Source organism: Gardnerella sp. 30-4, from assembly GCF_001641215.1.
Taxonomy (GTDB): Bacteria; Actinomycetota; Actinomycetes; order Actinomycetales; family Bifidobacteriaceae; genus Bifidobacterium; species Bifidobacterium leopoldii.
This window is the reverse complement of record NZ_LXJL01000058.1, coordinates 1-10,112: the sequence shown is the minus strand read 5'-3', so window position 1 is coordinate 10,112 and position 10,112 is coordinate 1. Positions and strand designations below refer to the sequence as shown.

Genomic DNA, 10,112 nt, shown 5'->3' with positions numbered 1-10,112 from the left:
AAATATGTAAGCGGCGAAAGTTATTGAGCTTCCGCCGCTTTTATAATACTTAAGACACGCTTATATTACTGTAAGAGTAATAATAGAAGGATTTCCACTAGAATCCTTCAATGGCACTTCGCTTCCAGCTCCAGGGGATTGGAAGCGCACTACGTGCATTAAATCACCAAGTGGAGCAGAAACACGAACTTTAAGCCCTAGACTTTCAATAATCCTTCTAGCTTCATCACTGCTCTTTCCGCAAACGTTTGGCAATGTAACAGTTTTTGGACCTTTTGAAACAACAACTTTAACGCTATCGCCCCAATGTAAGTCAGAACCAGCTTCAACAGAAGCGCGGATAATCTTACCCTTTGCTACAGTATCGCTATTTTCTTCTTCGTACTTTACATCCAGCTTAGCGTCAGTCAAAGCTAAGTCAGCTTCATTCTTTGTTTTCCCAACTATATCTGGCATTTGTACAGGCTTAGGTCCCTTAGAAAGTAAAATACTTACTTCTTCGTTATGGTTCATGCGTGTGCCAGGTTTAGGGTTAATATCAATTAAGCTGCCAGCTGGTATATCTATAGAATACGTATCTCCTGACTTATCGTGAATAATGTTAGTAAAGCCTGCTTTACGCAATGTTTTCAAAGGATTTTTGCCATTGTAAGTCTTTGGATCTGTAATATCGTCCGGGATTGTAGCCTTACGAATTCCACGCGAAATTACAACATTAAGAGCACTATTATTGTGCTTTTGAATATGGCTTCCGACAACATCAGGATTTGTTGAAACTACTTTTCCTTCTGGCACATCGTCACTATAATCTTTTGAAACTGTGTAAGGAATTCCAGCAACTTTAAGCGTGTGCTCATATCGTTGCCAATTGACATCAGTTATTTTGCAAGATGCATAATTGTTGCATTGAAGGTCGTCAGGCTTAGGTAGCGTCCAATAACTGCCAGGACCTAAGAAATACCAAAAACCACCAATAGCAGCAATTGCTAATACTCCAGCTGTACTTAAACCTGCAATAATGAAAACACGCTTTTTAGAAGAGCGGTTAGACTTGTTTCCTAAGTCCTTTTCTGTATATGACAGGCCCAATGGTTTTGTTGCATTTAATTTGTTGTTAAAATTGCGAGAGCTAATAGCAATTGTTGGCATATTGCTATCGTCAAATTCTTCTAAAGGATTATCTTGCGAATTGTATGACACATCTTCTGCATTAGTAGCATGCCATTGCATAGCTTGTGTTTTTTGAAGATTATTCGCATCGAAAGCACTGTTGGACTTCGCTAGTGAATTGTCTATTGCTACATTATTGACTTCAGGATTATGTAGATCATTATTTGTGCGTGAATCGAGTTCACCTACAGAATTATCTCTAGGTATTGCAACAGTTTCGTCTGTAGCATTTTGCAATAAAGAGTTGGAATTAGCAGAAAAATTAGAGCCTGAAGTATTTATCGCTCGTGTAGCATCTGAGTCATTATTAGGATTCAATTTGTCCGAATAATTTGCTTCAGGGGGAACACGCAAATTATTAATAGGAGAAAAGTCTGTTTCTTCTGAAAACTCTTGTGGTTCTTCTGCTTTGTATTGCCAATCTTCAGGGTTTAATTGTGTAGAAAGTGCACGTAATTTTGCTAATGCTTCACTTGCATCTTTAGGTCGTTCGTTCATGTCGCGAGCAGTGAGGTTTGCTATGAATTGTGCAACTTTTTCGCTAATTCCAGGGCAAGCTGTAGCAATTGAAGGAGTGTTTTCATGCACATGCTTGAAAACAAGCGTAACAGGATTATCTGCAGTAAAAGGCACTCTTCCTGCAAGCATTTCCCAAGCCATCATGCCCGCTGAATACAAATCACCTTGAGGAGTTGCAAGATTATGCTCAATAAGTTCAGGAGCAAGATAAGCTGCTGTGCCAAGAAGCAATCCTGTAGAAGATAATGTTGCTTGCGAAATTGCTCTAGCTAAACCGAAATCAGTAATCTGAACATGACCTCGATCGTTAATTAAAATATTTTCCGGCTTAATATCTCTATGCACAACTCCAGCATTATGTGCAGAAGCGAGACCATCCAAAGTTTCTGCAAGTAAACGCAGCGTATCTCGCACACTGAATGTGCCTTGCATATTCATTTCATAACGCAAATTAACGCCATGAACATATTCCATCACAAGATAATCAAGCCCATCATATTCGCCCGTATCATAAACTTGCACAATATGTGGATTGGCAATTGCTGCAGCAGAGGTTGCTTCTCTGCGGAATCTAGCAATAAATTGCTGGCGATGCACTCCTTGAGCAAGTTGAGTGTGCATGATTTTAATTGCTACAGGTCTATCAAGGCGTTCATCTTCTGCTTGATACACAGTAGCCATGCCACCCTGAGCTATTTTGCGCACAATGCGATAGCGATTTTCAATGCGCATACCTGGCTGCGCCTGCGTAGCTTCATCCATTGTCACAATCCTTATACGCGTAAAACCATTTTTGCTACTTACGAGTGTACAAGCAAGATAGTAAAGAAGGCTAATTTCGAGCGTTATTTACTAAATATTATTGTACATTACGCCATGCTTCTGGTATAAATCGTTTGCTAATTTCATGCAAAATAGTTTTTCCACTATCGCTCAATGTACTTGATTCGATTGCTTGTTGTGAATCATTCCATAGATTCTCAATTCGCTTTTTTGATTTTTCAATAGCACCAGAAGTATGGTAAATCTGTATTATTTTATTTACATCATCTTCACTCCTAGTACTACTCGTATAAGCTTTTAATAGTATTTCTCTTTCGTTATCGTTTCCGTATTGCAAAGCATCTGCAAGAAGAACTGCACGCTTACCTTCTCTAATATCACCGCCAATAGGCTTACCTGTAATCTTGCTATCTGAAACAATATCAAGCAAATCATCAGCAATCTGGAAAGCAACGCCTAACGAATTGCCAATAGAATTAGCAAGATTGTATGCTTCAGTTGGTTGCATATTTGCTGCAAGAAAGCCGAGAGTTAATGGAGCAACAGTAGTGTAACTGGCTGTTTTCCATCTAAAAACATTCAAAGATGATTCCGCAAGTTGTATTGGATTATCTAGTTGCATCATTTCTATAGACAAATCCAATACTTGACCAATACCAACATTTCTTTGCATAGACGCAAATGCTGCTAACAATTCCTCGCCATAAGTAAAATTCTTCGCACAATTTCTTGCAATATCGAAACTTTCTGTGGCAAGTAGATCTCCTAGCATTAAACCTAAGCCTGTGCCAATATGCTTATTATTGCAAGCTTTACTTAATGCACAATACGCACTAGGCTTTCCACGTCTCAAATAAGATTCGTCAATAATATCATCATGAATTAATGCAGCTGTTTGAAATACTTCTAGAGCACAAGCTATGTCAAATACAGACTGTTCATGGATTTTTTGAATATTGGTTTCTTTTGATGCAGCGTAAAATGCTGAAATCGTAAGAAGAGCTCTAAGACGTTTTCCGCCTTCGCTTGAAACAATAGCTTGCTTTATTACTTGCTGTAGTGTTTGCGCACATGTGGATGAAAGATTATCTTCTAGTCCCGTATTAAATTGCTGAGAAATTAAAAAAGTAATTCTAGATTCAATATCGTTAAGACTGTAATTGTTGCCTATAAATGTGCTCATATTATGAAAGTTATCCACAGGGCTGAACATTACAAAACGCAGTTATTATTATGGTTTAATAAGCTTTTCACCGCGGAAATAGTTTTTTATTGAATGCTGACTTATGTCTTGAGAAACTTCAATATATCAAAAAATGCTATTACATAGTTTGATTATCAAAATAAAAAATCATGTAAAAAATGAGGGGGAGTATGCATGGAAATTGTAGAGGATGATTTGAAAACAAAGATATCGCATAATTGTATGGATGACTTTGATATGCAAAGTCTTATGCAAATTTATGGTGAAAGCGCTAATTCTTTTAATGGTTGTTTAGATTTTGCAGGTTCAGAAGATTTTGAAAGTTTTGCTGGAAGAGAAATTTCAGATATTAATGGGAATATATATCCTTCCAAAGAGTGCAGCTTTTTTATGACTTTTTCTAAGGAATATATTTACAACAACTGTAGTGATAGTGTGCAATGGATTAAAGGATTAGAATATTGGGTTCCGGCAGTTTCGGAAGCTTTTATAGAAAATGTTGATCGAAATGGCAAGCAATACGCCATTAGAGATATTGCAAGCAGAGCGCTTATGCGATGGTACAATATGTTTGCTTACGATGAAAAAATGTTTGGATATGATCTAGTAAACCTGCCAATAGCAATGTTGCATAATATTAATGTTCGTGACGCAATGCTTATTTCTATTCTGGATGAAAATCAAGAATGGTATGACGAAAAAACTTTGTCGGAATTTGCTTGGTGTCCTCACACTTCTGAAGTATCTCGTAATTTGCGGCATTGTTTAGAAGCAAAATTCACTCAAACAAATAATAAGCCTGATATAAAGAGAGCTATTTTCGCGTGCAAAATTTTAAAATCTATGGCTATTATTACTAAAAGCATTCCAAAATTATCTGTGCAAGTTTACGCTTTATTAGCTTATATCAGCTGGTGGTTTAGGCTAGGAGAAGTAAAGTATTATTGTGATTGTGCATTGCGCATTGATCCTGATTGTTCTATGGCAAAAATAGTGTGTGGAGCATTCGAAAATGGTCTTGAGCCAGCATGGATTGAATAATTCGCCACGCCGCAAAAAATTAGTTGGGGAATAATCGTCTTGCTTAAATGGTTTACTACTTAAGGTAAAACTTGCCCTTGCATGAACTATGCCTATATGCGTTACAAGGGGATAATACAGGAGGAACAGTTTGACGAGTGAAGTTGGATCAACGGTCGACAGCGACGAAATGCAAGATGATACTAAGCCTGTAAAAACTCGCAAGGCTAGCGCTGCGCGTAAAACCAGTACTCGAACTTCGTCAGCTGATAGCAAGACACGCAGTTCTCGCTCAAAGAAAACTGAAGACAACAAGATTGATACTGAATCAGTATCGTCTGATGCTAAACATGACGAAACTGAGGATAGCGTAGATATTGAATCTCAAGATCAATTATCTATTGACGATCCTTTAGATGACGATCCACATCTTGATGTTGATGATGAACATTTGAATCTTGATGATTTAGACGATATCCAGCCAGAAGATATATCTGATGTTGACGATTTAAGCGATATTGACGTTGCAGATGATCTTGATGATGAAGAGTCTGAAGATCTTGATGAAATTGATGATCACGACGAAATTAAGCATGATGCTCCGCAAGTGCCACAAGCAAAAGGCGCATTTGTTGTACGAGACGATGACGATGATGATAATCTAACTCCGTCTGGTAATCCTAAGCGTCGTGTAATTGCTACAGGCGCTACTGCAGATCCTGTTAAGGATTATTTAAAGCAGATAGGTCGCGTGAGCTTGCTTAACGCTGAGCAAGAAGTTGATTTGTCAGAGCGTATTGAAGCTGGATTGTATGCTCAGCATTTGCTTGATACTCAAATTGATCAAATGGAGTTTAAGCGTAAGCGTGAGCTTAAGTGGGCTGCAGCAGATGGTAAGAAAGCTAAAGATCATCTTCTTGAAGCAAACTTGCGTCTTGTTGTTTCTCTTGCTAAGCGTTATACGGGTAGAGGCATGCTTTTCCTTGATTTGATTCAGGAAGGTAACCTTGGTTTGATTCGTGCAGTTGAAAAGTTTGACTGGAAGAAGGGCTTTAAGTTCTCAACTTACGCAACTTGGTGGATTCGCCAGGCTATTACTCGTGCTATGGCAGATCAGGCTCGTACTATTCGAGTTCCAGTGCATATGGTTGAAGTTATTAATAAGCTTTCTAGGGTTCAGCGTCAAATGCTTCAAGATTTAGGTCGTGAACCTACACCAGATGAGCTTGCTCGCGAACTAGATATGCCAGTAGAAAAGGTTCAGGAAGTACAAAAGTACGGTCGTGAACCGATTTCTTTGCACACTCCTTTGGGTGAGGATGGCGATTCTGAGTTTGGCGATTTGATTGAAGATACTGACGCAATCGCACCGTCTGATGCTGTTGCATTCTCGCTTCTTCAAGAACAGTTTAGGCAAGTTTTGGAAACTTTGGCCCCTAGAGAGGCTGGAGTTATTAAGATGCGCTATGGCTTGGAAGATGGTCAACCAAAGACTTTAGACGATATTGGTCGCGTTTATGGTGTTACTCGTGAACGTATTCGTCAAATTGAGTCTAAAACAATGTCTAAGCTGCGTCATCCTTCTAGATCGCAAACTTTGCGTGACTTCTTAGATCAGTGATTGTGTGAAGTTATATTACAAAGTGTCGTATTGTTGCTTTTGCGATAGTACGACACTTATTGCTTAAAATAATCGGTTGTACGTTTAATAAGTGCAAGGGGTAGAAGTGGTCTCTCATAAAGAGCAATATGATGCTGATAGCTTGACTGTGCTTGAAGGCTTAGACGCAGTTCGTAAGCGTCCAGGCATGTATATTGGCACTACAGACAGTCAAGGTTTAATGCATTGCCTTTGGGAGATTATTGACAACGCAGTTGACGAAGCTTTAGCTGGAGCTTGCGATCATATTATTGTTACTCTTCACGACGATGGATCTATTGAAGTTGCAGATAACGGTCGTGGTATTCCAGTAGACGTTGAGCCTAAAACAAAACTTACAGGCGTTGAAGTTGTTTTAACTAAGCTTCATGCTGGAGCAAAGTTTGGCAACGCTTCTTATAATGCTGCAGGCGGTTTACATGGCGTTGGCTCTTCTGTTGTAAACGCTTTGAGTTTGCGTTTGGATGTCGAAGTTGATAGAGACGGTAAAACGCATCATATGGCGTTCCATCAGGGACATCCTGGAGTTTATAGTGATGCAGATCCAGAGCATCCATCTCCTGCTTCTCCGTTTAAGCGCACGCGAAAAAATAAGCCTACTGAGCTTGAAATTATTGGCACTGTTTCGCCAAAAACTACCGGCACTCGTGTACGCTACTGGGCGGATCCAGAAATTTTTAACTCAACTGCGCATTTCAGCTATGAGCAGCTTATTGCTCGCGTGCGTCAAACAAGTTTCCTGGTTCCAGGCTTAAAAATTACTGTTATTGACGAGCATGTGCCTGAAGGTGAATCTGCAAATATTGAAGAAATTGATTCTCCAGAAGACAATGTTATAGAAGATAATGCTGCAGAAGATAATCTTCTTGAAAACCAGTCTGATAATAGCGATGACTCTGTGCCTGAATTTGAAGAATTAGAATCTGAAACAACATTAGAAGATGAAGATGATTCTGAAGATGAGACTGAAAATATCGCGAATGAAGATGCTGAATCTGAAGAATCAGTTGCACAATCTGTTGCAAATGCTGAGTCTGCTAACTCAATGCAAAATAAGCATCATCCTCGAGTAGTTGAATTTTTGCATAATGGTGGCGTCAAAGATTTCGTTGATTTTCTTTCAAAAGGTGAAGCAGTATCGGATATTTGGCGTATTTCTGGCGAAGATACATATGTAGAAGAAACGCAAGCTGTTGATTCTGCAGGAGATTTACATGCTCAACAAGTAACGCGTAAGTGCGGCGTTGACATTGCAATGCGTTGGGTAAACGGCTACGATTCAACGATTATTAGTTTCGTAAACGTTGTTGAAACTCCTGGCGGAGGTATGCACGTTGACGGATTCTTGCAAGGATTGACCAAGCAAATTCGTAAAGCTGTTGAAGACAACGCACGCAAATTAAAAGTAAATCTTAAAGATTCGAATACGAAAATTGAGCGAGACGACATTACAGCAGGATTGGTAGCAGTCGTAACTGTTCGCATTGCTGAGCCTCAATTCCAAGGTCAAACTAAGGATGTTCTTGGAACCGCACAAGTTAAGCCAATTGTTACTAAAATGACTGATGCTCAATTTGGTGAGATGATTACTGGATCTAAGCGAGGATTCAAAGAGCAGTCTGCTAGGGTTTTGGAAAAAATCGTTTCCGAAATGCATGCTCGTGTTCAGGCGCGTAAAACTAAGGAAGTTACGCGCAGAAAGAATGCGCTTGAGTCTGCTTCAATGCCACCAAAACTTTCTGATTGCCAGCCTGGAAACGACGATGTTGCAGAACTTTTCATCGTCGAGGGTGATTCTGCACTTGGCACTGCAAAAGCTGCTAGGAACTCTGCTTTCCAAGCGCTTCTTCCAATTCGCGGTAAGATTTTGAACGTGCAAAAGGCAAGTCTTGCACAAATGCTTTCAAACAAAGAGTGTGCTGCAATTATTCAGGTTGTTGGAGCGGGATCGGGCGCAAGTTTTGATATTTCGCAAGCGCGTTATAACAAGATTGTTATGATGACTGATGCTGATGTTGACGGCGCGCACATTCGTATTTTGCTGCTGACGCTGTTCTATCGTTATATGCGTCCGCTTATTGAGCACGGTCATGTTTATGCTGCAGTGCCGCCTCTTCACAGAATTGCGCTCGCTGGAAAGCGAAAGGGTGAGTATATTTATACTTACTCAGACGACGAATTGGCTGGAAAGCTTGATGATTTGCAAGCTAAGGGCATTGATTTTAACAGCGATATTCAGCGCTATAAGGGCTTGGGCGAGATGGATGCGGATCAGCTTGCAGACACTACTATGGACCCTAGAACCCGTATGCTTCGAAGGATTCGTATGGAAGATGCTCAGCAAGCGAGCGAAGTATTCGATTTGCTGATGGGTGATGATGTTCCTCCGCGCAAGCAGTTTATTGTTGATAACGCTGATGACTTTGATCGTTCCAAAATCGATACCTGATGTCGGCATGTTGTTTGCGTTGCTTTATGTCGCCTTGTATATTTATATTCCTTTATATTGCTTTATGAAGGCGTGTTTGCGTTAGAAATATGAAGTACTAATGTTTGGGAATTTTTATGATTAACCTTCTTCTTGCTGTTATTTATCTTGCTTTCATCAGTTTGGGTTTGCCGGATGCTCTTCTTGGAGCTGCATGGCCTACTATGAGTCACGATATTGGTGCGCAAATTTCTTGGGCTGGCGGAATATCAATGGTTATTTCTGCAGGAACAATTATCTCTGCATTACTTTCGAACAAACTTACGTGCAAATTTGGCCCTGGGAAAGTTACGCTTATTTCAGTTGCTCTAACAGCTTTAGCGTTACTAGGTTTTTCTTTTGCTCCGAATTATCTTGTGCTTATTTTTCTAGCTATACCCTACGGTTTAGGTGCTGGAGGAGTGGATGCGGCTCTTAATAACTACGTTGCAGTACACTATGAGAGTTGGCATATGAGCTGGCTTCACTGCATGTGGGGAATTGGTGCTTCTGCAGGTCCTTATGTTATGGGTTTTGCGCTTTCGCACGGTCAAAGATGGACTGCTGGATACCAGTATATTGCCGTTATGCAGATTGCTTTAACACTTGTGCTGCTCATGAGTTTGCCGTTGTGGAAAAACAATAAAAAGAATGAATTGAATAAGATCGCTGAGTCAAAAACAAAATCTTTTGAAAAGGTATCTTATGCGGGAATTTTGCGCATTCCAGGAGCTAAAAATATACTTATTATGTTCTTTTGCTATTGTGCGTTGGAGCAAACTGCAGGATTGTGGGCTAGTAGTTACATGGTTTTGCATGGAGGAGTTAGCCGCATTGTTGCAGCAGGTTGGGCAAGCTTGTTTTATGTTGGCATTACAGTTGGTCGTTTTGTAAGCGGATTTCTTACTATGCGTTTTAACGATGCAACCATGATTCGTATTGGACAATGCGTAATGCTTGTTGGCATTTTAGTATTGCTGCTGCCTTTGCCGAATCATATTGAGCTTGTTACAGGATTCATTATTATTGGACTTGGTTGCGCTCCTGTTTATCCATGCATCATTCATTCAACTCCGCATTATTTTGGTGCTGATAAGTCTCAAGCAATTGTTGGCATGCAAATGGCAAGCGCATACATCGGCTCTATGGTAATACCTGCGATTTTTGGAATAGTTGCACAGAATGTTTCCATGATGCTGCTTCCAGCTTATTTGCTTATTCTTCTCGCTGTAATGACTTTTATGCATGTGCGTCTGATGCGCGTTTATGCATAATAATCTCTTATAATA

General features: G+C 39.9%; 6 protein-coding genes. 4 read left to right on the top strand and 2 right to left on the bottom strand.

The window, feature by feature from the left end:
• Positions 1-60 precede the first annotated feature (60 nt).
• Complete coding sequence (locus A5294_RS04410) at positions 61-2,451, bottom strand: Stk1 family PASTA domain-containing Ser/Thr kinase (protein ID WP_064340568.1); 2,391 nt, start codon at positions 2,449-2,451, stop codon at positions 61-63.
• 97 nt (positions 2,452-2,548) lie between these two features.
• A complete protein-coding gene (locus tag A5294_RS04405; protein ID WP_064340567.1) occupies positions 2,549-3,655 on the bottom strand; it encodes a polyprenyl synthetase family protein in 1,107 nt (368 codons plus the stop codon).
• Positions 3,656-3,850: 195 nt separating this feature from the next.
• Between A5294_RS04405 and A5294_RS04400 the strand changes: the two genes are divergently transcribed.
• The 4 genes from A5294_RS04400 to A5294_RS04385 all read left to right on the top strand — a co-directional run bounded on the left by A5294_RS04400 (position 3,851) and on the right by A5294_RS04385 (position 10,097).
• Positions 3,851-4,717: a hypothetical protein gene (locus A5294_RS04400; RefSeq protein ID WP_064340566.1), complete on the top strand. Its 867-nt coding sequence runs from the start codon at positions 3,851-3,853 to the stop codon at positions 4,715-4,717.
• A gap of 169 nt (positions 4,718-4,886) precedes the next feature.
• Positions 4,887-6,317: an RNA polymerase sigma factor gene (locus A5294_RS04395; protein WP_050397237.1), complete on the top strand. Its 1,431-nt coding sequence runs from the start codon at positions 4,887-4,889 to the stop codon at positions 6,315-6,317.
• 106 nt (positions 6,318-6,423) lie between these two features.
• Complete coding sequence (locus A5294_RS04390; RefSeq protein WP_064340565.1) at positions 6,424-8,805, top strand: type IIA DNA topoisomerase subunit B; 2,382 nt, start codon at positions 6,424-6,426, stop codon at positions 8,803-8,805.
• Positions 8,806-8,921: 116 nt separating this feature from the next.
• On the top strand, positions 8,922-10,097 hold the full coding sequence (locus A5294_RS04385; RefSeq protein ID WP_004119453.1) for a sugar MFS transporter: 1,176 nt from the start codon (positions 8,922-8,924) through the stop codon (positions 10,095-10,097).
• Positions 10,098-10,112 lie beyond the last annotated feature (15 nt).

Coding starts and splice junctions, on each gene's coding strand:
- A5294_RS04410 (WP_064340568.1), bottom strand. CDS start 2,451: ATGGATGAAGCTACGCAGGCGCAGCCAGGTATGCGCATTGAAAATCGC.
- A5294_RS04405 (WP_064340567.1), bottom strand. CDS start 3,655: ATGAGCACATTTATAGGCAACAATTACAGTCTTAACGATATTGAATCT.
- A5294_RS04400 (WP_064340566.1), top strand. CDS start 3,851: ATGGAAATTGTAGAGGATGATTTGAAAACAAAGATATCGCATAATTGT.
- A5294_RS04395 (WP_050397237.1), top strand. CDS start 4,887: ATGCAAGATGATACTAAGCCTGTAAAAACTCGCAAGGCTAGCGCTGCG.
- A5294_RS04385 (WP_004119453.1), top strand. CDS start 8,922: ATGATTAACCTTCTTCTTGCTGTTATTTATCTTGCTTTCATCAGTTTG.